Genomic DNA, 24719 nt, shown 5'->3' with positions numbered 1-24719 from the left:
ATGAAACCATTATTTCCCAACAGATTGATTGCGCCTTTGGCCTTTAGCAGCTTTGTGGCGCTGTTGTCGTGGGGCGTTTGGGAATTGGGCTATGGGTCCGCGTTAGAGCAACTGGCGCGCCGCGGCGAATCTGATTTGGAACTGGCGGCGGACCGTTTGACGGGCGAATTGCAGGGGTTTCGCGAACTCGGCGCGTTGATGTCGGACCATCCCGTGGTTCAAAGCGCATTAGGCGGCGCCTATGTGCAGGATACTTTGGCCGAAGTGGCGGACAAAACTGGTGCCCTGAACCTGTCGGTGGTTGATACGTCGGGGCGTGAAATCGCCAGCGCGCGGGGCGATTACCACGAAGTTGGCGATCGAACAGGGTTTAAACGCGCGATGGATGGCGCATTGGGCGTCGAACATTTGCGCAGTGACCGTTTTAATCGTCGTGTGTTTGTCTTTTACGCGCCGATTTTTGGGGTGCGTGGGCCTGTCGTTGGGGCCGTGTCGGTCACCGTAGACGTCGAAGCCATTGAATCGTCTTGGCGTGGCGATCAGCAGGCGATCTATTTCACTGATAGCGACAGGTTAATTTTCATTTCGAACCGGTCTGAATTGGTGCTGCGGTCAAAATCGGAAACTCCGACAACGTCAAACGGGATCGAACCGTTTTTCGAATACCAAACCCAAACGCGTTATGGCCACGAGGTTTGGTCTATTGATGGCGGGCGGTATCTGCCTTCGACAGCGCTGCACCTGCAGTTGGATATGCCTACAGTCGATTTGTTAGGCGAGGCACTGTTGGACGTCGCGCCCGCCCGCCAAATCGCGGGTTTGCAGGCGTCGGTCGCGGCGGCTTTATGCCTTGCGTTCGGGGCGATGCTGTTTTGGGCAACCGAACGCAGACGCACCTTGGCCATTGCCAATCGCCAGCTAGAGGCGCGGGTTCAAAAACGTACTGCGGAATTAGAGGCAACAGCGGTCGAACTGCGCCGCGAGGTCGTTGAACGTGCCGCCGCCGAGGCGCGTTTGAAAAAGGCTCAGGACGATTTGGTCCAAGCAGGAAAACTGTCCGCTTTGGGCCAAATGTCGGCGGGCATCAGCCACGAATTGAACCAGCCGTTAATGGCAATCCGGTCTTTTGCTGAAAACGCCGAAGCGTTTTTGGAACGCGGCAAACCCGAACGCGCCGCCGATAACCTAAACCGGATTTCCGAACTGGTTCGCAGAATGGGACGTATTATCAAAAACTTGCGCGCCTTTTCTAAACAAGAAAGCGAACCGTTGACAGACGTGGAATTGGGCGCCGCGATTGATGCGACACTGGAAATGGCAGCCACCAAGGCGCGGCAAGAAAACGCTGTGATACATTGGGATGGGATGTCTGGGCCACAGTGGGTGCGCGCCGGCGAAGTGCGCCTACAGCAGGTATTGCTGAACCTGATTTCCAACGCGATCGATGCAATGGAAGGCCAAGACGAAAAAACGGTCCGCGTGGCTGTAGCGTCGGGGGACCGTGTCACGGTTGCCGTGCGCGATTACGGACCTGGAATTGCCGAACCGGAAAAGATTTTTGACCCGTTTTATTCGACAAAACAGGTCGGTGCAGCCGAAGGCATGGGGCTGGGGCTATCGATTTCCTATGGTTTGGTCCAAAGCTTTGGCGGGGCGATCCGCGGGCGTAACCATCCTGATGGCGGCGCTATTTTCACAATTGAATTGGATGCCGCAAAACGGCGCGAGGACGCATGACAAAACACGTTCTATTGGTCGACGACGACCGCGAAGTGCGCGAGGCATTGGGCCAAACTTTAGAATTGGCCGATATGGAGCCGATTTTGGCGGGATCATTCGTTGAGGCCAAAGACCATATCCTCAAATCATTTGATGGTGTCATCGTCACGGATGTTCGCATGCCCGGCAAAGACGGGTTCGAACTGTTGGCATTTGCCCAACAGCAAGACAAAGAATTACCCGTTATTCTGCTAACCGGCGAAGGCGATGTGCCCATGGCCGTGCGCGGCATCAGCGGCGGCGCGTTTAGTTTTCTGGAAAAACCTTGTGCGCCCAAAGATCTGATTTCGACTGTCGAACGCGCGTTAAAGACGCGCACTTTGGTTATGGAAAACAGGCGTTTACGACGCGAAGTTGAAACGGGTGATGCCGCTGCGCGTTTGCTGCGGGGCACGTCCCAACAGGCCGCCCGTCAACGCGATCAGGCCCGCGCCGTTGCCCGCACATCGGCTGATGTTTTGATTACAGGTGAACCGGGGGTTCTGACCCCCAAAATGGCCGAGGTCGTTCATATGTTGTCGGCGCGGTCAAACGCCCCGTTTCTGAAATTTCCCGCCGCCTCGATCACGCCAGATAACCTGTCGGCGGCGCTACGCGATGCTGTGGATGGGTCTATCTTTTTGGACGAGATCGCAAACCTGTCGGCTGCAGCGCAATTCGCGCTGTTGGATGCGATGGAAGACCACGATCGCGCGCGCATCATGGCGGGGACCTATGCCGATCTGAACAAGGCCGCAGAAGAGGGGCGTTTTTCCCCCGATCTGTATTACCGATTGCAGGCGGCCACGATCCGGATTGCGCCGCTGCGTGAACGACCCGAAGATATCCCCGTATTATTTCGGCACTACGTCGATATCGCCTGCGAACAATCCGGTTTGCCCATCCCGACGATCACACCTGAAATTGTCGCGCGGTTGATGGCGCAGGATTGGCCCGGAAATGCGCGGTCTTTGATGACGGCGGCAATGCGGTTCGCCATGGGGCTGTCAGATGGCGAAGATTCCCACGTTGCAGATCTGGGCCTGAACGAACAATTGGCGCAAGTCGAACGGTCTTTGCTCATCGCGGCACTGACACGCCATCAGGGAAATGCAACCGAAGCAGCAAAGAGCCTAAAGCTGCCGCGAAAGACATTTTACGACAAATTAACGAAACACGAGATTCGAGCAGACGACTACCGTGTTTAGGTGTGTGCGATTTTCCGCACACATAGCGCTAACGGCGTGTGTGGAAATCCGCCACAGTGCATTTGCAGCATTTGAATTGCCGTTCAAATAATCGGTCAATTGACTGTTTTTTATCAAAAAAATCCAACCATTGTTGTTTTTGCAATATGGGCTTGCACCAGTTGCATGTGTGCCGTTTTTTTACGCCATCGTCGTAAATTGACGTCAAAACCCTTTGGGAGGACAAAAAATGAAATTCATGAAATTCGCGGTATCCGCCGCTGCTTTGGCTGTCGCTGCAAACGCTGCTTACGCTGACACCATGGGCTGTGACGAAGGCGAAATCGTTGTAAAATTCGCGCACGTTACCAACACCGACAAACACCCTAAAGGTCTGGCTGCAAGCCTGCTGCAGGAACGCGTCAACGCTGAAATGGACGGCGTGATGTGCATGGAAGTTTACCCGAACTCCACCCTGTACAACGATGACCAAGTTCTAGAAGCAATGCTGCAGGGCGACGTTCAGCTGGCTGCGCCTTCGCTGTCGAAGTTCGAAACCTTCACCAAACAATTCCGCATTTTCGACCTGCCATTCATGTTCGTGAACATGGACGCTGTTGATGCGTTCCAAGCATCCGAAACCGGTCAGGCAATGATGGATTCGATGCAGCGCCGCGGCCTGCAGGGTCTGGGTTTCTGGCACAACGGCATGAAACAGTTTTCGGCAAACGTTCCTCTGGAATCGCCATCGGATGCAGAAGGCCTGAAATTCCGCGTACAAACCTCGGACGTTCTGGTTGCTCAGATGGAAGCTCTGGGTGCATCGCCACAGCCAATGGCATTCTCCGAAGTATACGGCGCGCTGCAAACCGGCGTTGTAGATGGTCAGGAAAACACCTGGTCCAACATTTACGGCCAGAAATTCTTTGAGGTGCAGGACGGTACGACCGAAACCAACCACGGTGTTCTGGACTATCTGGTTGTGACTTCGGTTGATTGGCTGGACAGCCTGGACGCAGACGTTCGTGACCAGTTCGTGACCATCTTTGACGAAGTCACCGCAGAGCGTAACGCAGCTGTTGGCGAAGTTGACGCAGACAACCGTCAGGCTGTTCTGGATGCAGGCGGCGTGATCCGCGAACTGACCGCTGAACAGCGCGCAGAGTGGGTCACCGCGATGCAGCCAGTTTGGGCACAGTTCCTAGAAGATGTTGGTCAGGAAAACATCGACGCCGCCCAAGCAATCAACGCTTCGGTCGCAAACTAAGACACTCAAGGCCGGATCCGGCTGGCCTTGTTGATATTTCGGCGGGCGCCCTATGTGCCCGCCGATTTTACATCCGGGAATTTAGGGGACATTCATGGCGTATAAATACCAGCCCACTGGGCCCGTTTCGCACATGATTCACGAAATAGAAGAGACCGTGATCGCTCTTCTTCTCGGGCTCATGACGTTTGTAACATTTACCAACGTTGTTTTGCGATACGCATTCAATTCGCAGTTGATCTGGGGTCTGGAACTGACCTTGATCCTGTTTTCGTGGTTGGTGCTGTTTGGCATTTCTTACGGATTTAAGGTCACCATGCATTTGGGTGTGGACGCAGTCGTTGCACTGGTCAGCCGCCCGATCCAGTTTGCGATGGTTTTGATCGCGGCTGCTGTAACTCTGGCCTATGTGCTTCTCCTCCTTAAAGGCGCATGGGATTACTGGGCACCGTTCGCGGGATTTGACGCGACAACGGGACGTTGGTTCCCAACCGGTTTTGCAAACAGCCGCGATCAGGGGTGGTATGAAACCGAACAAATTCCAATTCCGTTCCTGCAGGGCTGGTTGGAAAACACGTTCAACATGGGCGAAGCCTATGAAAAAATGCCGCGCCTTGTTCCGTATTTCATCCTTCCGTTCGGTGTATTCCTGATGGTCATCCGCGTGATCGAAGCGACCGCGCGTATCATCAAAGCCCGCGAAGGTTCGCTGATTGTCAGCCACGAAGCCGAAGATGCCGTCGAAGAAGCGGCAGCCCTAAACAAGGAAGACTAAGAACATGGATGTCGTACTTCTTTTTGTCATGATCGTCGGCCTGCTGTTGGTGGGCGTGCCGATCGCGGTCAGCTTGGGCTTTTCGTCCATCCTGTTCCTTCTGTTGTTCTCGGAAACCTCTCTCGCGTCCGTTGCGCAGTCGCTGTATCAGGCGATGGCCGGTCACTACACGCTGCTGGCGATCCCGTTCTTTATCCTTGCGTCGTCGTTCATGTCGACGGGCGGTGTGGCGAAACGCATTATTCGTTTCTCGATCGCTTGTGTGGGTCACCTTCAGGGTGGTCTGGCGATTGCGGGCGTGTTCGCATGTATGATGTTTGCTGCGCTGTCGGGCTCGTCCCCTGCGACCGTGGTTGCAATCGGTACCATCGTGATCGCCGCAATGCGTCAGGTGGGTTACACCAAAGAGTTCGCAGCAGGTGTTATCTGTAACGCGGGTACGCTGGGCATTCTGATCCCGCCATCGATCGTGATGGTTGTCTATGCATCCGCAACGGACGTGTCGGTTGGCCGTATGTTCCTGGCGGGTGTTATCCCGGGTCTGTTGGCTGGTCTGTTCCTGATGGTCACCATCTATGTGATGGCCCGCATTAAAAACATGCCCAAAGGCGAATGGGCTGGCTGGCGTGAAATCGGCCGCGCGTTCAAAGACGCTGTCTGGGGCCTGTTGCTGATCGTCATCATCATGGGCGGCATCTATGGTCACCCGTGGATCCGTTTCGAAACCGGCGAAAGCCTGTTCTACTGGAAAGGTGGCGCGTTCACGCCGACCGAGGCTGCTGCTGTGGCTGCTGTCTATGCGTTCATCGTGGCGTCGTTCATCTACCGTGACATGGGCCCATTGGCTGCGAAAGAAGAGGGCCAAGCCCCAACGCCGCTGTGGAAAAAACCACAGGCTTTGGTCACGGCTTTGGTGCACAAAGATACCCGCAACACGTTGCTGGACGCTGGTAAACTGACCGTCACGCTGATGTTCATCATTGCCAACGCGCTGATCCTGAAACACGTGCTGACCGACGAACAGATCCCGCAGCACATCGCTGGTGCGATGCTGGACGCAGGTTTTGGTCCGATCATGTTCTTGGTCATGGTTAACGTGATCCTGCTGATCGGTGGTCAGTTCATGGAACCATCGGGTCTGTTGGTTATCGTTGCACCTCTGGTGTTCCCAATCGCGATGGAGCTGGGCATCGACCCGATCCACCTGGGTATCATCATGGTTGTGAACATGGAGATCGGCATGATCACCCCGCCAGTTGGTCTGAACCTGTTCGTGACCTCGGGCGTGGCAGGGATGCCAATGATGAAAGTGGTGAAAGCCGCGCTTCCATTCTTGGCTGTTCTGTTCGTCTTCCTAATCTTGATCACTTACGTTCCGTTCATCTCGACTTGGCTACCGACCACGTTGATGGGACCAGAGATCATCACACGTTAAGTTGGCCACTCACCAACAAAAAACGGCGCCCCGCGGGGCGCCGTTTTCGTATACAGGGTAAGGGGTGGATTTACGCGTTTTCCAGCGCGGTAATGATCCCGCTGAAATCATCAGCCTTTAGCGAAGCGCCGCCGACCAATGCGCCGTCGACGTTATCAATCGCGAAAATTTCGGCAGCATTCGATGGTTTGACCGAACCGCCGTACAGGACGCGGAACGCTTTGCCGTCTTCGCCGAACCGTTTTTCCAGCTCGGACCGAATGAAATCATGCACTTCGGCGATTTGTACCAAGGTTGGAATTTTGCCGGTGCCGATCGCCCAAACGGGTTCATAGGCGATGACGGTGTTGCCGCCATTTGCGATGTCAGGCGTCGATCCGGCCAGCTGTTCGCCAACAACGTCCAGCGTTTTGCCGCTTTCGCGTTCGTCCAGCGTTTCACCGATGCAAATGACGGCTGTTAGACCAACCTTTAGCGCGGCAACGGATTTCGATGCGACCAGCGCGTCGGTTTCACCGTGATCCGCGCGGCGTTCCGAATGGCCCAGAATAACAGCGCCTGCACCAGCATCATTCAGCATAGTGGCCGAAATATCGCCCGTATGCGCGCCTTTTTCGTTGGTGTGGCAATCTTGGCCGCCGATATGGATCGGGTGATCCGACGTTTTCGCCGCCATCGGGTGGATCAAAGTTGCCGGAGGGCAGATCATCAAATCTACCGTCGGGTTCGGATGCATTTCCATCAGGCGATCAATCTGTTCCAGATCGATCCCGATGCCGTTCATTTTCCAGTTACCAGCGGCAAGTTTGCGGCGCATTTGGGCCCCCTCATGTCAAATTTGACATATGGGTATCAACGGTTCGATGATTGTAAAAGAGCCTTTGGCGCAAAAGTATCAATCTGCATCATTTGCCAAGCGCCAAAATGGCGTCACGGCCCCATTGGCTGGCCGTTTCCGGATCATCCAAAGAATCGTCGGGCAAGGTCCAGTAATGCATACTGCGTCCGTCACCCGTTTCGAATTTGGTGCTGCCCGATTGTTCCAGCCGTTTGGCGAAATCGCCCGATGCTTTGATGTAATAAACGCCGTCCGCAGACAGGATCGCGAAAATCTGTCCGTCCGCGTAGATGGACAGTCCGCCCATCATTTTGCGATGTGAAATGGTCCCGACGCCAGAGAAAAGCTCGTATGCGAACTCTAGATCTTCGTCGGAAACGGTCATTTAGCAGAAATATTTTCGTCGAATTTAATGGATTCGCCGCAACCGCAGGCATCGACGACGTTCGGGTTTTTGAATTTGAACCCTGATTCCAGCAGCGACGTTTCATAGTCGATTTCGGTGCCGAACAGGAACATTTGCGCCATCGGGGCGATCATGATCCGTGCGCCGTTTTGTTCAACGACTTCGTCCATGGGATCGACAGAATCGACGTATTCCATGGTATATTCCATGCCTGCGCAGCCGCCTTTTTTGACGCCAATACGCAGTCCTTGATGCCCGTCTTTGGCCATCAGTTTCGAAATTTGCGCCGCTGCACGATCTGTCATGCTGACGGCCTGTTTTCCTGGAATGCCGAACATCGTGGTCTCCTTTGTCTTTAAATATGGGCAAGGTCACCCCGCCAGACAAGGCCGATTACATAAAGCCCAGTTCAAGCCGCGCTTCGTCGCTCATCATGTCCATGCCCCACTGGGGTTCCCACGTCAGTTCCACATCAACAGATTTTACACCTGCTACAGGGCCGACAGCATCCGATACCCATCCGGGCATTTCGCCAGCCACGGGGCAGCCGGGCGCGGTTAGGGTCATGATGACTTTGACATCGTTTTCGTCGTTGATCTTGATCGTGTAAACCAGACCCAAATCGTAGATATTCACAGGAATTTCAGGGTCGAATACGGTGCGGATCGCATCGACAATGGTTTCGTGCAAAGGGTGATCCGTCGACGAAGGTTCGATCAATGGAGTACCTTCGATTTTATCCTGCGTGTCGGTCATGGGCCATTCCTGTTAATTCCTGAGCGTTCATATAGGATTTGCGAGCCCAATGGTAAAGATGTCACTTGGATTTCTGATTTTTTGACTTGGTTAGAAAAATTCTATGTTTGTGTCGTAAGGGCGCAGATTTAATGTGTTGGTTGCGCTAGAGTTGAGTTAGTTTAGAAAGGTACATGCCATTGCACCTACCTACCTTTACCCAGTTTCTAGAACGTCATGGTGTCACAGCGGCTCTACGCGAATTGGAGTTGGACCATTATCACGAGTTTGACGGTCTTTTACGTGTTTTGTGCGAATCTACGGGCCGGGAAATTGGGTCCGTTTCGCTGGTTTCCGGTAGCGAAGTTCATTTGATCGGCACCTATCGTTTGAAAAAACAGGTCGCCATGCGGAGCTTTCCTTTGCCGAAGAAGGGGGAGGATTATCTGCACTTTGAAAATGCTGCGGATACGTTTCCTAACAGTCCTTTGTTGAACGGAGTTGATGTGCGGATCCGGTCAGTATCCGCATACTGGATGCGCATAAATAATGTGCCAATCGGGGCGGTTTCGATCATGTCGTCACTGGAACTTGAACCTTTGGATGCTGTGCAACGCGTGCTGTTGGCAGAATTTGCCGGCCTGTGTACGGATCTGATCGAACGTCGGGCGCGTTTGAAATTGATGACCCATCAGATCGACCTGACAGAACAGGGGTTGGCGACATGAGTCAGGTTATGGCGACAGCGCAACCCCAAGCAGACGAATTTTGGACCAGTCGGACAGAGTTTGGTGATCGTTTGGCCAAAATTTCGGCATTGATGTTCCGTGCGCAGTTCGCGGGCATCTGGATGCAAGACCGTGATGCCGCAAAAGATGTATTGATCGGCAGTTTTAACATCCCTGCTGGTACGGACATGGGCGGGTTTCGGACGCCGAAGGCATTTGATGATATTTATCTTTACAATGTGACTCCGGAAATTTTACCTGATCATCCGCTGGTAAATGGAACAATTGGGGATGTCAGAACCGTAGTGTTTGTCCCAATCAATCTGGGGTACGGCCGTGTTGCAACCATGTCCATCGGCTGCGAAGACGAATGTTCATCCCTGACCACCACGCAGACTGCTCAGCTAAAGCACTGGATCGTTTGTGTCGAAGGATTGTTCGCTAAACAAATATCGATGGTTGATATGCTGCGCCGCACGATTGAATTGCTAACGCGGTAAACGGGGTTTTCTAAATCGAAAGATTTGCGTATCAGCGGGCGATCCAATCAGAGGCCGCTATGACACGTTTTTCGTTTGATCTGCACAACACCGATGGCAAAGCACGCACCGGCGTCATTCACACGCCGCGTGGTGACATCCGTACGCCTGCGTTCATGCCCGTCGGCACCGCCGCAACGGTCAAGGCGATGATGCCAGAAAGCGTCGCGGCCACGGGCGCTGATATCTTGCTGGGGAATACCTATCACCTGATGCTGCGGCCTACGGCGGAACGTGTGGACCGTATGGGCGGCCTGCATAAATTCATGAACTGGGACAAACCGATCCTGACGGATTCGGGCGGTTTTCAGGTGATGTCGTTGGCGGATCTGCGCAAACTGACCGAAGACGGCGTGACGTTCAAATCCCACGTGGATGGATCGAAACATTTCCTGTCGCCCGAACGGTCGATGGAAATCCAGAAACTGCTGGGGTCGGACATCGTGATGTGTTTCGACGAATGCCCCGCTTTGCCTGCGGATGAACAAACGGTGGCGGAATCGATGCGGTTGTCGATGCGTTGGGCTAAACGTAGCCGCGATGCGTTTGGGGATCGTCCGGGACATGCGTTGTTCGGGATCATGCAGGGCGGCGTAACCCCGCACCTGCGCGAAGAATCCGCCAAAGCGCTGGTTGATATCGGGTTCGAAGGCTACGCAATCGGCGGTTTGGCCGTTGGCGAAGGCCAAGAGGCGATGTTTGGCGTGCTGGAATATGCGCCTGATTTCCTGCCGACCGACAAACCGCGTTACCTGATGGGCGTTGGCAAACCTGATGATATCGTCGGCGCGGTCAAACGAGGCGTTGATATGATGGACTGCGTTTTGCCGTCACGGTCGGGCCGCACAGGGCAGGCGTGGACGCATCGCGGCCAGGTGAATATCAAAAACGCACGCCATCAGGACGATCCGCGCCCGTTGGATGAAAATTGCACATGCCCGTGCTGCCGCAATTACAGCCGCGCCTATCTGCATCATGTTTTCCGCGCGAAAGAGATGATTTCGGGCATGCTGCTGACGTGGCACAACCTGCATTATTATCAGGAAATCATGGCCGGCATGCGCGATGCGATCGCCAAAGGTGAATTTGCTGCGTGGGAGGCGGATTTCCATGCCAAACGCGCGGCGGGGGATATCGAACCCCTTTGATCCTGCGTCACAGGTGTGTCGTAATTTAGTGACATTCGACTTGCCCCCAACTGCCGGGGCAGGCACAGTGATTGCAAAAGACATGGTTGAAATGGGCGGGGTACAGCCCCATCTGTTTATTCCAAGTGGGAATGTGAACGGCTGCCGCTACGGGGCCTTTGCGTTCTGCCAATAAAAGGACAAAAGCATGGAAGATACCAATAGCACCACTTTTCCGGTCCTGCCGCTGCGCGATATCGTGGTTTTTCCACATATGATCGTGCCGCTGTTCGTTGGCCGCGAAAAATCGGTCCGCGCATTGGAAGAGGTGATGCAGGACGACAAGCAAATCCTGCTATCTAGCCAAATCGATCCGAGCCAGGACGACCCATCTACCGATGATATTTACAAAACCGGCGTGCTGGCCAATGTGCTGCAGCTGCTGAAATTGCCCGACGGCACGGTCAAAGTGCTGGTCGAAGGCAAAAGCCGTGTCACGATTTCTGAATTTGTCGAAAACGACAGTTTCTTTGAAGCGCGGGCGATCGATCTGCCCGAGGTCGAAGGGAACGTTGATGAACAGACCGCCTTGGTCCGTTCGGTCGGCGAAGAATTCGAACGCTACACCAAAGTGAAAAAGAACATTCCAGAAGAGGCCGTAGCCGCCGTCAGTGAAACCACTGATGCTGCGAAATTGGCCGATTTGGTTGCTGGTCATCTGGGCATCGATGTGGCTCAGAAACAGGAACTGCTGGAAACCGTTTCGATCGCGGAACGTCTGGAAAAGGTCTATGGCCTGATGCAGGGCGAAATGTCCGTTCTACAGGTCGAGAAAAAGATTAAAACCCGCGTCAAAACCCAGATGGAGCGCACCCAGCGCGAATACTATCTGAATGAGCAAATGAAGGCCATTCAGAAGGAATTGGGCGATGGCGAAGACGGTGCAAACGAAATCGCCGAACTAGAAGAGCGCATTTCGAAAACCAAACTGTCGAAAGAGGCCAAAGAAAAGGTCGACGCCGAGGTTAAAAAGCTCAAATCGATGTCTCCGATGTCGGCCGAGGCGACGGTTGTGCGTAACTATCTGGATTGGATCCTGTCGATCCCTTGGGGCGTCAAATCCCGCGTGAAAAAGGATCTGGGCCGCGCTGAATCCATTCTGGACGACGAACATTACGGTCTGGAAAAGGTCAAAGAACGCATCGTCGAATATCTGGCGGTTCAGTCGCGTAGCGCGAAACTGAAGGGCCCGATCATGTGCCTTGTTGGCCCTCCTGGTGTTGGTAAAACGTCGCTGGGTAAATCGATTGCGAAGGCCACGGGCCGCGAATTCATCCGTATTTCGCTTGGCGGCGTGCGTGATGAATCCGAAATTCGCGGTCACCGCCGGACCTATATCGGGTCGATGCCAGGCAAGATCATTCAGGCGCTGAAAAAGGCGAAAACCACGAACCCTCTGATCCTGTTGGATGAGATCGATAAGATGGGTCAGGATTTCCGCGGCGACCCTGCATCGGCCATGCTAGAGGTGCTGGACCCAGAACAGAACGGCACATTCGTCGATCACTACCTAGAGGTAGAATACGATCTGTCGAACGTCATGTTCCTGACCACGTCGAACAGCTATAACATGCCTGGCCCGTTGCTGGACCGTATGGAAATCATTCCTTTGTCTGGCTACACCGAAGACGAAAAGCGTGAAATCGCACGTCAGCATTTGCTGCCTAAGCAATTGAAGAACCACGGTCTAAAGGCCAAAGAGTTTGAAATTGACGACGCAGGCCTGACCGCGATCATCCAGACCTACACCCGCGAAGCGGGCGTGCGTAATCTGGAACGCGAAATCGCCAAAGTCTGCCGCAAGGCCGTGACCAAGATCGTCAAAAAAGAAGTGACCACCGTTTCGGTGACCGCTGACAATATGGACGATTTCCTAGGCGTGCCGCGCTACCGTCACGGGCTGGCCGAAAAAGAAGATCAGGTCGGTGTTGTGACCGGTTTGGCCTATACGTCGGTCGGTGGCGAACTGTTGTCTATCGAAGCCTTGCGCCTGCCTGGTAAGGGCCGGATGAAAACCACCGGTAAACTGGGCGACGTGATGAAGGAATCGATCGAGGCGGCATCGTCCTATGTCCGTTCGATTTCGCCAGAGCTGGGCGTGAAACCACCGCAGTTCGACCGTATGGACATCCACGTGCACGTGCCTGATGGCGCAACGCCCAAAGATGGCCCTTCGGCTGGTCTGGCAATGGTCACCGCGATTGTGTCGGTGCTGACGCAGATCCCAGTGCGCAAAGACATCGCCATGACGGGCGAGGTGACCCTGCGCGGTAACGCGTCGGCGATTGGCGGGCTAAAGGAAAAACTGTTGGCGGCGCTGCGCGGCGGGATCAAAACCGTTCTTATTCCAGAAGAGAACGTAAAAGACCTGCCCGATATTCCGGACAACGTAAAAGAGGGACTGGAGATTATCCCTGTCACTCACGTGTCCGAAGTGTTGAAACACGCGCTGATTTCGCAGCCTGAACCGGTCGAATGGGACCAAGAGGCCGAAGACGAGGCCGCTGCGGCTCGTGCTTTGTCATCGAATGACGGGGCAGGGGCTGTGGCTCATTAATTAGTAAAAGGCGCCTTCGGGCGCCTTTTTTTGTTTCGATCGGCGAAAAATGTCGTGAAAACCTGTTGTTGCGCGTTTCGCACTTGCAACCCATGGGGGCTTGCTGTGATGCTGGTGGGGTAAATTCATACAAACCCATAGAGGCTATTTATGGCTACTCGCACCACGAAAACGACGACCCGCACGAAAACCACTACGGCAAGCGCGGTCACCAAACCCGTGACGGTCGAGCCCGTGGTTGCAGCGTCCGAAACCCCAGACGAAGTAACCCGCAAGAAAGATTTCATTGATCGCGTTGTTGAACGTTCGGGCATGAAAAAGAAAGACGTCAAACCCGCTGTCGAAGCGGCGCTGGCGCAACTGGCCGAAGAATTGACCGACGGAAACGAATTGATTGTCCCGCCGCTGGGTAAAATCAAAATCAACCGCGTTAAAGAGACGCCGAACGGCAAGGTTGTTATTACCCGCATTCGTTTGGCAGCGCCGACGATCACAATTGATGAAGATTCTGTCGATTCCCCTCTTGCGGAAGCCGCAGAGTAAGGATAGATCACGCGGACCGGGTCGTTAGCTCAGTTGGTAGAGCGCTTCGTTTACACCGAAGATGTCGGGAGTTCGAGCCTCTCACGACCCACCAGAATTTCAGGCGCATCCCTTACCGGATGCGCCTTTTTCGTTAAAAGGCCGTCATGATGTTGCCCGACCTATATGTCATTCGCCACGGGGAAACCGAATTCAATGCCATTGGACGCATGCAGGGCGGTTTGGATTCGAAATTAACAGCCAAAGGGCGCGAACAGGCGGATGCGTTAGCGGACAAACTGCGCGGGGTCATTGGCCCCAATTCGCATGACCTGATCTGTAGCCCCCAAGGTCGCGCGCTGGCGACAGCCGATCCGATCAGCGCGGCCACAGGGTGCCCAATTGTGACTATCGACGACCTGCGGGAAATCAGTATGGGCGATTGGACGGGGTTGCCCCGCGCGGAAATTGACCGCCGCTGGCCTGCGCCCAACTCTGATGAACATTTCATCGAATTTTATGCCCGCGCGCCGAATGGGGAACCATTTCAAAACCTGTGGGATCGTGTAGGCCGCGTGTTGGATGGCTTGACCCGTCCAACGGTCATTGTGACACATGGATTCACGTCACGTTTTTTGCGGACCCGCGCGATGGGGTGGGAAATGGATCGTATTGCGGATCTACCGGGCAAACAGGGTGCTATTTTCCAGATAAGCAACGGGCAACACAAAGAATTTTAAAAAAATGCAAAAGGGGCCTTGCGCCCGCCGTGCGCTTTGTCTAAATCCCGCGCCAACGGGTCGTTAGCTCAGTTGGTAGAGCGCTTCGTTTACACCGAAGATGTCGGGAGTTCGAGCCTCTCACGACCCACCATTTCCCCTATAATGGAACAAATGCTCTGCCAAAATCGGCAGTGGTGTTATTCAAAATTCACATGATCGTGACTACATATAGGTCATGTGAGTGAGGGAAGGTTAATGAATCAACAAACGCTTTTGGCTAGCGGCGATGGCAGCAGCATTTTTTTGCTGGCTCTTGCTGCGTTTATTTTTGTTTGCATCATCAAAGCGGTGCGCATCGTGCCGCAGTCGGAAAAATATGTGGTCGAACGATTGGGCCGTTTGCGTTCCGTTTTGGGGCCAGGCATCAATTTGATTGTTCCGTTCCTAGACCGTGTGAAACACAAAGTGTCCGTGCTGGAACGCCAGCTGCCTACCATGACCCAAGATGCGATCACCAGTGACAACGTTTTGGTTCAGGTGGATACCAGCGTGTTTTACCGCATCACAGAACCGGAAAAGACTGTGTACCGTATCCGCGACGTGGATGGTGCGATTCAAACGACCGTTGCGGGTATCATTCGTTCCGAAATTGGCCGTATGGAACTGGATCAGGTGCAGTCCAACCGCGCTCAGTTGATCGAAGCGACCCGCAGTCAGTTGGCAAGCCAAGTGGACGATTGGGGCATTGATGTCACCCGCGCCGAGGTTCTGGACGTCAATCTGGACGAAGCCACACGCGCCGCGATGCTGCAACAGCTGAACGCCGAACGCGCCCGCCGCGCCCAAGTGACCGAGGCCGAAGGTAAAAAGCGCGCTGTTGAATTGCAGGCCGATGCAGACCTATATGCCGCCCAACAAGAGGCACAGGCCCGCCGCGTCGAAGCCGATGCCGAAGCCTATGCAACCGAGGTTGTCGCGTCTGCGATCGCGAAAAACGGGATCGAGGCCGCACAGTATCAAGTCGCGCTGAAACAGGTCGAAGCATTGACCGCATTGGGGCAGGGCGAAGGGAAACAAACCATCGTTGTGCCTGCGCAGGCGCTAGAGGCCTTTGGCGATGCGTTCAAACTTTTGAAAGGATCGAAATGACGGACTGGTGGACACTTTGGTGGATTTGGGGCGCGGCCTCGCTGACGTTGGGCGTGGCAGAGGTGATTGTCCCCGGATACATTTTTCTGGGCTTTGCGATCGGGGCCATGGTCATGGCGCTGGTTGCCTTTGTCGCCACGCTGTCTTTGCCTGTTTCCTTGGTCGTTTTTGCGATCCTATCGCTGGTTGGTTTTCTGGTTCTACGCAAATATTTCAGCCTGCCCAAAAGTCAGATAACGATTTGGGATCGCGATATTAATGATTAACTTGGGCGGGGCGGATTGACGCCCCGTTCTACCTTTTGTAGCTAGTTGCGCGGGGGCCTGTAGCTCAACGGTTAGAGCAGAGCGCTCATAACGCTTTGGTTGCGGGTTCAAATCCTGCCGGGCCTACCAACTTCCCCGTTTCAAAAAATCGACCAGATAGATCGACGGCGGTCACCGCGCGATCACGATATCGGCCCGCAATCCGCCTAAACGTTCACTGTCTTGCAGCCGCAAGGTGCCGCCATGCAGGCGCGCGATATCTGCAACGATGGCCAGCCCCAGACCGACGCCCGTACCTGTGTTTTGATTGCGCGCAGGGTCCAGACGGGTAAAGGGGCGAATGGCTTCTTCTCGTAGGTCGGCGGGGATGCCTGGGCCGTTGTCTTCGGCTGTGATGCGCAAGGTACGGTCAGTCAGGATGATGGAAACGTCTACCTGTGTGCCGCCATAACGCAGCGAATTGCCGATCAGGTTTTCCAGCGCGCGGCGGATCGCCATAGGACGCAGAGGCACCAAAACGGACCCGTCCAATGCAGGATCGATATCGTACAAGACGACGTTCTGACCGCTGCGTTTGGCGTCATCTATGACCCGTTCAACCAGATCAACGGGGTCTTCGGGGCTAGGGGAATCGCCAGCCTCGGCGCGGCCATATTCCAAAAAGGCGGCGATCAGTCGCTCCATATCTTCGACGTCTTTTATCATCGGGGCGGCTTCGTCTTCGTTCATCAACGACAGGCCCAGACGCAGCCGCGTTAACGGCGTGCGCAAATCGTGGCTGATCCCAGACAGCATCATCGTTCGGCTTTGGGTTTGGCGTTCGATCCGTGATCGCATCGACAAAAACGCGGCGCCTGCTGCGCGCACTTCGGTCGCGCCGCCAGGGGTATAGGGCACAATGCGCCCTTTGCCGTATTCCGCAGACGCGCGGGCCAGCCGCAAGATGGGGCGCAATTGGTTGCGTAAAAAGAAATAGGCGATCAGGGTCATGAAACTGCCCAGAACCACCATAATGACAATCAACTGGTGAGGATTTGATGCAGTGACGCGCCAGCGGGGGAACGAAATGCCGTTGATCCCGTCCCGGTCGAACCAGATCGTCACAGTGCGCCGATCGGACAAATCCACCGCTAGAATGTTGTCATAACGGTTGGACAAGGTTTCGATCATCGCCCGTCCCGAAAAATCGAAAATACTGCGCTCTGTCGCCGCCGGAGGCGTGTCGGACCAAAGCAGTTGAAAATCCAGCGCCTCGGCCAATTCTGTCTGCACCGTTGGTTCGCTGTCCAAAATCAACGTTATTTCGGACATGACGGATGTTGTCATGCGCCGCGTCACGCCATCGTAGTGACGTTGAATAAAAACGACAGAGACCAAAAGCTGTAGAAAAATGACGGGCAGCAGCAGGATCATAGCGGCGCGACCGTATAGGCTGCGGGGCAGATAGGATTTGATTGGCTTGTCTGTCATGCAGAAAACCCTATCGTGAGGGCATAGAATAGGAAAGCGTCCGATGCATCGTTTCGAAACTGGTATTTGCTGTGTAACGGCGCCAAATCCTTCGCCGCTGACCTATCGCGGGACCAATAGTTTTATTATCGGGACATCGCGTGTGTCGATCATTGATCCCGGACCCGTTAGTGATAGCCATTTCAATGCGTTGCTGGCAGCGATTGACGGACGTCCTGTGGATGCGGTGATCGTCACTCATAGCCATCTGGATCATTCGCCTTTGGCGCGCGCCTTGGCTGATCGGGTGGATGCGCCAGTCGTTGCCTTTGGGGCGTCAGATGCCGGTCGTAGTGCCGTGATGCGTTCGATCGTTGATGACATCGGCGGTGGAGAGGGCGTTGATACCGATTTTCAGCCCGACCAAACCGTTGGTCATCTGGACGTGGTCTGCGGCATGACCGTTTTGCACACGCCCGGACATATGGGGAATCATATCTGTTTGGAAAAAGGCGATATTCTTTTCTGCGGTGATCATATCATGGGGTGGTCAACGTCACTGGTTTCGCCGCCCGATGGTGATCTGACGGACTTTATGGCGTCTTGTGCGATGTTGTTGGATCGTCCGTCCCGCCGGTATTTTCCTGCGCACGGTGATCCCATAGATCGCCCCCATGATCGGGTGCGTGAAATCATGGCGCACCGCAAAACCCGCGAGGCACAGATCCTTGAGGCATTGAAAAACGGTGCAAATTCGGCCGCTGCGTTGGTTCAGGCGATTTATCACGATATCGATCCGAAATTATGGCCTGCGGCCGAACGAAATATCATCGCGCATCTTATTGATCTTGTGGGGCAAAACAGAGTTCGCGCGGTGTCGGATATGTCTGTTTCAGGCTTGTTTGAATTGAGTTAAAAAATCTTCCGAATTCCTCTTGCGCCCCCGAAATACCATGGCTATACACCCCGGCATGTTCCGGCGTAGCTCAGCGGTAGAGCAGTTGACTGTTAATCAATTGGCCGTAGGTTCGATCCCTACCGCCGGAGCCAACATCCCCCACGTTGCATCGGGGGCCTTAGGGAAAGATGCACATGGCATTCCGGCGTAGCTCAGCGGTAGAGCAGTTGACTGTTAATCAATTGGTCGTAGGTTCGATCCCTACCGCCGGAGCCAATTTTCCTTAGACCGTTACAACGATCTTATGGCCATTGGCATCGATCACCTGAACAGGTGTATCGTATAGGTCTGTCAGCACAGGTTCATTGATCACATCACCCACTGGTCCTTGGGCGGCGATGGCACCGTTTTTCATGGCAATCACGTGATCGGCATAGCTGCCCGCCACCGTCAGATCGTGCAAAACCAGAACCACGGTTTTCCCTTTTTCAACTTCTTCGCGCGCGATTTTCATCACGCGGCGGGCGTGAACCAAATCTAGGTTGTTCAGAGGTTCGTCTAGTAGGACGATGTCGGTGTCTTGTGCCAATGACATCGCGATCAGCGCACGCTGTCTTTGGCCGCCCGATAGGGTGTCCAGAAAACGGTCGGAAAATTCGGCCAGATCCATTCGGGCGATGATGTCATCGACGACGTCGTGATCGCGCTGTGTCATGCGCCCGTGGCTGTGCGGATATCGCCCAAATCCAACCAGATCCCGAACGGTCAATCGTGGCGCGACATGCGTATCTTGGCGCATGATCGCCAAACGCAATGCCAGATCCCGCGGGGCAAAATCGGATATGTTTTTGTCTCCGATTGTGATCGTGCCTGTGTCGGCTGCAGTCAGGCGTCCGATGGCTGCCAAAAGGGTGGATTTGCCCGCTCCATTCGGGCCAACCAGCGCCGTCATCTGGCCCGCAGGGACGGTTGCGTCGACGTCTTTCAGGATCGGGGTGCGGTCCAATGTGACCGACACATTGCGGACGGTAATCATGCGCGTCGCCTTTTTAAAATCAGGTATAGGAAAACCAAACCGCCTAGACCTTCGATCACGACAGAGACGCTGGCCGATAGGTGCAGAACGCGTTCAAAAACGGTTTGGCTAAAGATTAGGATGATTGCAGATAGCAGCGACGCAACGGGGATCAGCACCGCGTGTCGCCATGTGCCTGCGATCTGATAGGTGACTGCGGACACCAAAAGGCCGAAAAACACGATGGGGCCGACCAATGCCGTGGAAACTGACACCAATAGCGCGACAACAATCAGCAACTGCCGTGTGCTGCGGTCATGATCGATGCCCAGATTGATCGCATGTTCGCGGCCCAATGCGATCACGTCCAATTCGCGATGACGGCTCCACAGCCACAGCGTACAGGCCAATGTGATGACCAAGGCGATGATCGTCAGATCCTGATTCATCGCGTTGAATTGGGCAAAGCTGACCTGCTGGATGATCGAAAATTCGTTCGGGTCAATGATCCGGTTCACCATGGATGTCAGGCTGCGAAACAACACGCCCAAGATTAGCCCCGTTAGGATCATGCGGCTGATGTCGCTGGCATCGCGCAACACGAGCCGAAACAGGATCAGCGCGGCCCCGGTCATGACCAGTGTTTCCGCAGCGAATTTTACGAATGATCCCAATGATGCATAAGCCAAGCTGCCGATGGTCAGCACCAGCGCGCTTTGGATCATCAGGTATAGCGCGTCAAAGCCCATGATGGATGGGGTCAGGATGCGGTTTCCGCTAAGGGTTTGGAAAATGATTGTGGACTGGCCGATCGCGATGGCGATCGTGAGCATCGTCATCAGTTTGCTGCCGCGAAATGCCAGAATGAAATCCCAATTTCCGCGCGCGCCCAAAGTCATGAACAAACCGCATGACAGGGCAAATCCCGCGATCAGGGTCGAAAATAGGATGGTGTTACGCACGGGCACGGGCCTTTGTATGCAGCAAATACAGGAACAAAATCGCGCCCAGAACGCCCAAAACAGTGCCGACTGGAATTTCGAACGGATATCGGATAACCCGCGAAATAATGTCGCAAAACAACACCAGACAGGCTCCGAAAATCGCAACGACGGGCAGGGTGCGGCGTAGGTTTTCGCCATAGATGCGTGCGACAATGTTGGGAACAACCAACCCCACAAATGGGATCATGCCCACTGTCACGACGGTGATTGCCGAAATGATAGACACCAAAGCCAGCCCCAACCGCATCACGTGGCGGTAGTTTAATCCCAGCGAATGGGACGCGCTATCGCCCATGCCCGCAATGGTGAAACGATCCGCGTAGATATAGGCAACGATGGCCATTGCACCGCCGATCCATAGGTATTCATAACGGCCCAGAATGACGCCTGAAAATTCGCCGCCCATCCAGATGCCGATGTATTGCAGCAGGTCACGTTCATAAGCGATGAACGTGGTCACTGCGCCAATGATGCCGCCGAATACGATGCCTGATAGGGGCACCATTAACGGATCCTGACGGGGCAGGCGGCGGACGATTTGCAGGAAAATTGCGGTGCCGATCAGCGCACTGGTCGTTGCCGCGCCCATCTGGACCCAGATCGGCAATCTAGGGGCCAAAATGGTGACCGCCACCAATCCCAACGCGGCAGATTCGCCTGTGCCTGCGGTCGATGGTTCAACAAAACGGTTACGGGCGAGCATTTGCATGATCACGCCCGCAACAGCCAGCCCCGCGCCAGCCAAGATCGCGGCTGCAGTGCGGGGCAGGCGGCTAAGGTACAACAGCCATAGATTATCAGCCGACAGCGACGCGACCCCCGTAAGAACACTTACGACAGATAATGCGGCCAGCGCCGATAATGCTATGGCTGTGTTTCGGGTCACGAATTGGTGTCGCCGAATGCTGCCTGAACGGCGTCAAGCAGTTTGATGGTCGATGTATAACCGCCGCCGCCAACGTAAACTTCGGCCGAAGGCAGGTAAACGATTTGACCATTTTGGCCTGCAGTCGTGCCAGCAACCAAAGGGTTGTTCAATGTCGCGGCTGCGGATTCGCCCTCTTGGCCGATGGCAGCTGCGCGGTCCAGAACCAAAATCCAGTCAGGGTTGGTTTCTGCGATGAATTCAAACGAAATCGCTTCGCCGTGGGTGACGGTTTCGATGTCTTCGATCACTGGGGCCAGACCCAGTTCGTTGTGCAGCCAGCCAAAGCGGCCTTCGGCACCGTAGGCCGAAACTTTACCACCATTGGTCATGACGATTAGCGCGTTGCCACGACCTTCGGTTAGGTCTTGGGTTTCTGCTACTTCGGCTTCCAGAGCCGCGACCAGCTCGGCGGCTTTGTCCTCTAGGCCGAACAGGGTGCCATAATCGGTGATGCGCGAACGGGTGTAGTCAATCAGATCATAGCCGCGCATGGTCATGTCGACGGTTGTCGCCAGTTTGGACAGATCTTCGACCTTGCCCGACGAACGGTTGCCGGCAACGATCAGATCGGGTGCCAGCGCGTTCAGGGCTTCGTAGTTTGGTTCATGCAGGGTGCCCAGACCCGCAGCGTATTGTGCAAGGTGCGGGAAATAGGTTTTGTCAGGCGCATTCAGGCCCGATACGCCCAAAGCGTCCAGAATGTCCAACTGTGCAATGTCCAGAACTGCGACGGTTGCTGGCTGAGATTCCAATTCGACAGGGCCAAGTGCGGTTTCGATGGAAACAGTTTCGGCGAATGCTGGCGCAGCCATTGCGATGATCGCTGCAGAGATTGTGAAATGACGGGTCATTAGACTTTTCCTGATGTCCTGAATTTCTGGCTACTTGCGTTGGCTATTAACCCACCAATTACGTCAGGTAATTCGGGATGACCACCCAATGTTGATAAAAAAGGTCGGTAAATTTTCCGAGAGCACCTTTGCGTAAATGCACAGAACTGTATTTCTGCCCTTTGGCGTTGCCCATCGCGCATGAATGCGCTATCGCAGCGGCAATCTAGACAGAGGGTTACCATGACAAACAAGAACGGTCTGACATATGCCGATGCTGGCGTAGATATTGATGCTGGCAATACGCTTGTTGAACGGATCAAACCTGCGGCGAAACGCACGGCACGTTCTGGTGTTATGGCCGGTCTTGGCGGCTTTGGCGCGCTGTTCGATCTAAAGGGCGCAGGCTATAACGATCCTATCCTTGTTGCAGCCACTGATGGCGTTGGCACCAAACTACGTATCGCGATTGATACCGGCAATGTCGACACTGTTGGCATCGATCTGGTGGCGATGTGCGTCAACGATCTGGTGTGCCAAGGTGCTGAACCTCTGTTTTTCCTTGATTACTTTGCGACCGGCAAACTGGATGTTGATGCGGCGACCCGTATCATCAACGGCATCGCCAAAGGCTGCGAAGACAGCGGTTGCGCATTGATCGGTGGTGAAACCGCTGAAATGCCTGGCATGTACGAAGGCGGCGATTTCGATCTGGCCGGTTTCGCGGTTGGCGCAATGGAACGCGGCGCGGATCTGCCTGCTGGCGTATCCGAAGGCGACGTTTTGCTGGGGCTGGGATCGAACGGCGTGCATTCGAACGGCTATTCGTTCGTCCGCAAAGTCGTCGAAATGTCCGGTCTGTCGTGGGACGATAAGGCTCCATTCGCGGATGGTTCGCTGGGCGCTGAATTGCTGGCGCCAACCCGTTTGTACGTCAAACAGGCACTGGCAGCGGTGCGTGCGGGCGGCGTTCACGCGCTGGCGCACATCACTGGCGGCGGTCTGACCGAAAACCTGCCACGCGTTCTGCCCGAAGGTCTGGGTGCAGATATCGATCTGTCGGCATGGGAACTGCCTGCGGTATTCCGTTGGTTGGCTGAAACCGCTGACATGGCGGAATCGGAACTGCTGAAAACGTTTAACTCTGGTCTGGGTATGATCGTTGTGGTCGCTGCGGATCGCGCTGATGAACTGGCGGCATTGCTGGCGGATCAAGGCGAAACTGTTTCGCGCATCGGCACCATCACCGCAGGCGAAGGCGTGCGTTATTCGGGCAAGCTTCTGTGACGAAACGCGTTGCGATCCTGATTTCTGGCGGCGGGTCCAACATGGTCTCGCTTGTTCAGGATATGCAATCGGGGGATCACCCATGTGAACCCGTGCTGGTCGTGTCCAACGTGCCTGATGCGGGCGGTTTGAAAAAGGCCGCCGATCTGGGCGTTGATACGGCTGTTGTGGATCACAAACCATTCGGCAAAGACCGCGAAGCGTTCGAGGCAGAGCTGACACGCGTTTTGGAACAGGCGCAGCCTGATATCATCTGCTGCGCTGGGTTCATGCGGATTCTGACCGAAACCTTTACCAAACGGTGGGGCGGTCAAATGTTGAACATTCACCCGTCGCTATTGCCGAAATACAAAGGTCTGCACACGCACCAACGTGCGCTAGATGCGGGTGACGCGGAACACGGCTGTTCCGTGCACGAAGTAACGGCAGAGTTGGATGGCGGGCCTATCTTGGGTCAGGCTGTCATCGCGGTTGAACCTGGTGATACCGCTGACACATTGGCCGCGCGACTGCTGGCATGGGAACATAAATTGTATCCTGCCGTGCTGCGCCGCTACGCTGCGGGTGACCGCACCATGCTGCGTTTGGGCTAAAGCAGGGCTTTTACCAACCGATTGGGAATGCAAGGGCGCGCAGGGATGTGCGCCTTTTCTATAAGGTCGGGAAAGATTTCCAGAATTTCGTCCATCGCCTCTGGTGGTAGATCCTGACGGGACTGCGGCCCAATCAATAGGCTTTCCGTGCCCGCACCTTCGGCAAAGATGACTTCATGCTGGTCAAACATCACATGGACATAGGTGATTTCTGCCATGGGTTTGCGATGAACTCCCATCCAACCAACCAGCGCGATTGCTGGCACCAGAATTTGCGGTTCGCCCAGATATAGTGCTGCTGACGGGGTGCTGACCACGACCCGATGTTGTGGCGACACTATCAAATCGCGTTCATTCGCAATCGTACCTTGCGGAATAACGACAGGGGCCAGTCGGTCGGTCGCATCGACTGTGCTTTGGCCGATCCAGCGAATAGGCTGGGCGCCATGATCCACCGTCTGGACCAGATCACCGACAGACAGGGTTTCGATGGGTTTTTGCCCCAATGGGGTCAAAACGGCTGTGCCCGTAGCAAAACAGGGAAAAGCTTTACCGTTTTTGTAATGTCCTAAATGTAGTCCGTTGTCGGATCCTTTGGGCATTCGTCAACTCCATCCTTGGATGATGAACGGTTTGCTCCTCCA

26 protein-coding genes and 5 tRNA genes are annotated in these 24719 nt (G+C 54.7%); 21 read left to right on the top strand and 10 right to left on the bottom strand.

Features of this window, described 5'->3' with window-relative positions; all coding sequences use genetic code 11:
- From ACXAGA_RS15275 to ACXAGA_RS15255, 5 genes are all read left to right on the top strand, one after another.
- Complete coding sequence (locus tag ACXAGA_RS15275) at positions 1 to 1737, top strand: sensor histidine kinase (RefSeq protein WP_475118329.1); 1737 nt, start codon at positions 1 to 3, stop codon at positions 1735 to 1737.
- Entirely contained in the window at positions 1734 to 2966 is a 1233-nt protein-coding gene (locus tag ACXAGA_RS15270; protein ID WP_475118328.1) for a sigma-54-dependent transcriptional regulator, read from the top strand. The genes ACXAGA_RS15275 and ACXAGA_RS15270 overlap by 4 nt, the downstream gene beginning before the upstream one ends.
- Positions 2967 to 3195: 229 nt before the next feature.
- Entirely contained in the window at positions 3196 to 4212 is a 1017-nt protein-coding gene (locus ACXAGA_RS15265) for a DctP family TRAP transporter solute-binding subunit (protein WP_475118327.1), read from the top strand.
- Positions 4213 to 4306: 94 nt separating this feature from the next.
- Positions 4307 to 4987: a TRAP transporter small permease gene (locus ACXAGA_RS15260; protein ID WP_475118326.1), complete on the top strand. Its 681-nt coding sequence runs from the start codon at positions 4307 to 4309 to the stop codon at positions 4985 to 4987.
- 4 nt (positions 4988 to 4991) lie between these two features.
- Positions 4992 to 6422 carry a TRAP transporter large permease gene (locus ACXAGA_RS15255; RefSeq protein ID WP_475118325.1) on the top strand — a complete coding sequence of 477 codons (1431 nt, stop codon included), beginning with the start codon at positions 4992 to 4994 and terminating at the stop codon, positions 6420 to 6422.
- Positions 6423 to 6492: 70 nt separating this feature from the next.
- Here ACXAGA_RS15255 and tpiA read toward each other — a convergent pair whose 3' ends face one another.
- From tpiA to ACXAGA_RS15235, 4 genes are all read right to left on the bottom strand, one after another.
- Positions 6493 to 7239 carry a triose-phosphate isomerase gene (gene tpiA, locus ACXAGA_RS15250; protein ID WP_475118324.1) on the bottom strand — a complete coding sequence of 249 codons (747 nt, stop codon included), beginning with the start codon at positions 7237 to 7239 and terminating at the stop codon, positions 6493 to 6495.
- 88 nt (positions 7240 to 7327) lie between these two features.
- The gene (locus ACXAGA_RS15245) at positions 7328 to 7645 is read right to left on the bottom strand and encodes a TfoX/Sxy family protein (RefSeq protein ID WP_475118323.1); all 318 of its coding nucleotides are present in this window, start codon (positions 7643 to 7645) and stop codon (positions 7328 to 7330) included.
- Positions 7642 to 8004 carry a HesB/IscA family protein gene (locus ACXAGA_RS15240; protein ID WP_475118322.1) on the bottom strand — a complete coding sequence of 121 codons (363 nt, stop codon included), beginning with the start codon at positions 8002 to 8004 and terminating at the stop codon, positions 7642 to 7644. Before ACXAGA_RS15240 ends, ACXAGA_RS15245 begins: the two co-directional genes overlap by 4 nt.
- Positions 8005 to 8059: 55 nt before the next feature.
- Positions 8060 to 8422, bottom strand: a complete 363-nt coding sequence (locus ACXAGA_RS15235; protein ID WP_475118321.1) for an SUF system Fe-S cluster assembly protein — start codon at positions 8420 to 8422, stop codon at positions 8060 to 8062.
- A 173-nt stretch (positions 8423 to 8595) separates the two neighbouring features.
- Between ACXAGA_RS15235 and ACXAGA_RS15230 the strand changes: the two genes are divergently transcribed.
- The 11 genes from ACXAGA_RS15230 to ACXAGA_RS15180 all read left to right on the top strand — a co-directional run bounded on the left by ACXAGA_RS15230 (position 8596) and on the right by ACXAGA_RS15180 (position 16200).
- Positions 8596 to 9129 (top strand): hypothetical protein, encoded by a 534-nt coding sequence (locus ACXAGA_RS15230; RefSeq protein WP_475118320.1) that lies wholly within the window; start codon positions 8596 to 8598, stop codon positions 9127 to 9129.
- On the top strand, positions 9126 to 9629 hold the full coding sequence (locus ACXAGA_RS15225) for a hypothetical protein (RefSeq protein ID WP_475118319.1): 504 nt from the start codon (positions 9126 to 9128) through the stop codon (positions 9627 to 9629). The genes ACXAGA_RS15230 and ACXAGA_RS15225 overlap by 4 nt, the downstream gene beginning before the upstream one ends.
- A 59-nt stretch (positions 9630 to 9688) precedes the next feature.
- Positions 9689 to 10816, top strand: a complete 1128-nt coding sequence (tgt, locus tag ACXAGA_RS15220; RefSeq protein WP_475118318.1) for a tRNA guanosine(34) transglycosylase Tgt — start codon at positions 9689 to 9691, stop codon at positions 10814 to 10816.
- A gap of 187 nt (positions 10817 to 11003) precedes the next feature.
- Positions 11004 to 13412 (top strand): endopeptidase La, encoded by a 2409-nt coding sequence (lon, locus tag ACXAGA_RS15215; protein WP_475118317.1) that lies wholly within the window; start codon positions 11004 to 11006, stop codon positions 13410 to 13412.
- Between the two features lie 150 nt (positions 13413 to 13562).
- Positions 13563 to 13955: an HU family DNA-binding protein gene (locus tag ACXAGA_RS15210; protein ID WP_475118316.1), complete on the top strand. Its 393-nt coding sequence runs from the start codon at positions 13563 to 13565 to the stop codon at positions 13953 to 13955.
- A gap of 18 nt (positions 13956 to 13973) precedes the next feature.
- Positions 13974 to 14049 (top strand) — tRNA-Val (locus tag ACXAGA_RS15205).
- A gap of 52 nt (positions 14050 to 14101) precedes the next feature.
- Complete coding sequence (locus ACXAGA_RS15200) at positions 14102 to 14674, top strand: histidine phosphatase family protein (protein WP_475118315.1); 573 nt, start codon at positions 14102 to 14104, stop codon at positions 14672 to 14674.
- Positions 14675 to 14731: 57 nt separating this feature from the next.
- Positions 14732 to 14807: transfer RNA gene (locus tag ACXAGA_RS15195), tRNA-Val, on the top strand.
- Positions 14808 to 14911: 104 nt separating this feature from the next.
- On the top strand, positions 14912 to 15805 hold the full coding sequence (locus ACXAGA_RS15190) for an SPFH domain-containing protein (protein ID WP_475118314.1): 894 nt from the start codon (positions 14912 to 14914) through the stop codon (positions 15803 to 15805).
- Complete coding sequence (locus ACXAGA_RS15185) at positions 15802 to 16071, top strand: NfeD family protein (RefSeq protein WP_475118313.1); 270 nt, start codon at positions 15802 to 15804, stop codon at positions 16069 to 16071. Before ACXAGA_RS15190 ends, ACXAGA_RS15185 begins: the two co-directional genes overlap by 4 nt.
- 53 nt (positions 16072 to 16124) lie before the next feature.
- A tRNA-Ile gene (locus ACXAGA_RS15180) sits at positions 16125 to 16200 on the top strand.
- Positions 16201 to 16242: 42 nt separating this feature from the next.
- On the opposite strand, the gene ACXAGA_RS15175 is transcribed toward ACXAGA_RS15180, so the two are convergent.
- The gene (locus ACXAGA_RS15175; protein WP_475118312.1) at positions 16243 to 17541 is read right to left on the bottom strand and encodes an ATP-binding protein; all 1299 of its coding nucleotides are present in this window, start codon (positions 17539 to 17541) and stop codon (positions 16243 to 16245) included.
- Between the two features lie 43 nt (positions 17542 to 17584).
- Here ACXAGA_RS15175 and ACXAGA_RS15170 point away from each other — a divergent pair, with 43 nt between their 5' ends.
- The 3 genes from ACXAGA_RS15170 to ACXAGA_RS15160 all read left to right on the top strand — a co-directional run bounded on the left by ACXAGA_RS15170 (position 17585) and on the right by ACXAGA_RS15160 (position 18694).
- Complete coding sequence (locus ACXAGA_RS15170) at positions 17585 to 18436, top strand: MBL fold metallo-hydrolase (RefSeq protein WP_475118311.1); 852 nt, start codon at positions 17585 to 17587, stop codon at positions 18434 to 18436.
- A gap of 59 nt (positions 18437 to 18495) precedes the next feature.
- Positions 18496 to 18570 (top strand) — tRNA-Asn (locus ACXAGA_RS15165).
- Between the two features lie 49 nt (positions 18571 to 18619).
- A tRNA-Asn gene (locus ACXAGA_RS15160) sits at positions 18620 to 18694 on the top strand.
- 7 nt (positions 18695 to 18701) lie between these two features.
- Here the strand turns inward: ACXAGA_RS15160 and ACXAGA_RS15155 are convergent.
- The 4 genes from ACXAGA_RS15155 to ACXAGA_RS15140 are packed head-to-tail and all read right to left on the bottom strand — an operon-like array spanning position 18702 to position 22216.
- Positions 18702 to 19454, bottom strand: a complete 753-nt coding sequence (locus ACXAGA_RS15155; protein ID WP_475118310.1) for an iron ABC transporter ATP-binding protein — start codon at positions 19452 to 19454, stop codon at positions 18702 to 18704.
- Positions 19451 to 20395: an iron chelate uptake ABC transporter family permease subunit gene (locus ACXAGA_RS15150; RefSeq protein ID WP_475118309.1), complete on the bottom strand. Its 945-nt coding sequence runs from the start codon at positions 20393 to 20395 to the stop codon at positions 19451 to 19453. The genes ACXAGA_RS15155 and ACXAGA_RS15150 overlap by 4 nt, the downstream gene beginning before the upstream one ends.
- A complete protein-coding gene (locus ACXAGA_RS15145; protein ID WP_475118308.1) occupies positions 20388 to 21323 on the bottom strand; it encodes an ABC transporter permease in 936 nt (311 codons plus the stop codon). Before ACXAGA_RS15145 ends, ACXAGA_RS15150 begins: the two co-directional genes overlap by 8 nt.
- Positions 21320 to 22216: a siderophore ABC transporter substrate-binding protein gene (locus ACXAGA_RS15140; protein ID WP_475118307.1), complete on the bottom strand. Its 897-nt coding sequence runs from the start codon at positions 22214 to 22216 to the stop codon at positions 21320 to 21322. The genes ACXAGA_RS15145 and ACXAGA_RS15140 overlap by 4 nt, the downstream gene beginning before the upstream one ends.
- 222 nt (positions 22217 to 22438) lie before the next feature.
- On the opposite strand from ACXAGA_RS15140, the gene purM reads away from it, so the two are divergent.
- Positions 22439 to 23482 carry a phosphoribosylformylglycinamidine cyclo-ligase gene (purM, locus tag ACXAGA_RS15135; RefSeq protein WP_475118306.1) on the top strand — a complete coding sequence of 348 codons (1044 nt, stop codon included), beginning with the start codon at positions 22439 to 22441 and terminating at the stop codon, positions 23480 to 23482.
- Positions 23479 to 24075 (top strand): phosphoribosylglycinamide formyltransferase, encoded by a 597-nt coding sequence (gene purN / locus ACXAGA_RS15130; RefSeq protein ID WP_475118305.1) that lies wholly within the window; start codon positions 23479 to 23481, stop codon positions 24073 to 24075. Before purM ends, purN begins: the two co-directional genes overlap by 4 nt.
- Here the strand turns inward: purN and ACXAGA_RS15125 are convergent.
- Positions 24072 to 24677, bottom strand: coding sequence for a Hint domain-containing protein (locus ACXAGA_RS15125; RefSeq protein ID WP_475118304.1), 606 nt, complete (start codon positions 24675 to 24677; stop codon positions 24072 to 24074). The genes purN and ACXAGA_RS15125 overlap by 4 nt on opposite strands.
- Positions 24678 to 24719: the final 42 nt, after the last annotated feature.

Source organism: Marivivens sp. ABH4_498, assembly GCF_056160585.1.
The sequence above is the reverse complement of the archived record's forward strand: the minus strand, read 5'-3'. Positions and strand labels throughout refer to the sequence as shown.